Raw genomic sequence first — 240 nt, 5'->3', positions numbered from 1 at the left:
AGGGTTCCACCTGGACCTGGACCAATAGCATCACTCACCAAACAGAAACTTATAAAGGTAATAACAGTGGTTGGAAACTGGCCACCGCCAGCGACACCAGCGGCAATATCACTACCTACAGCTACAACGGCGAGCTGCTGGCTAAGATTACGGACGCCAATGGAGAATCGGTAGAATTCATCTACACAGGCAACAACCTCAGCCAGGAACGCATAGTCGCCGCCGATGGCAAAGTCACCA

The 240-nt window shown here is 51.7% G+C and carries 1 protein-coding gene; it reads left to right on the top strand.

The features are described from left to right. Positions 1-240, top strand: a 240-nt coding sequence (locus ACO0LF_RS31890; protein WP_423021486.1) for a hypothetical protein, incomplete at both ends; no start/stop codon positions are given.

Origin of the sequence: Undibacterium sp. Di27W (assembly GCF_049340345.1) — a bacterium.
Classification (GTDB): domain Bacteria; phylum Pseudomonadota; class Gammaproteobacteria; order Burkholderiales; family Burkholderiaceae_D; genus Undibacterium.
The sequence above is the reverse complement of the archived record's forward strand: the minus strand, read 5'-3'. Positions and strand labels throughout refer to the sequence as shown.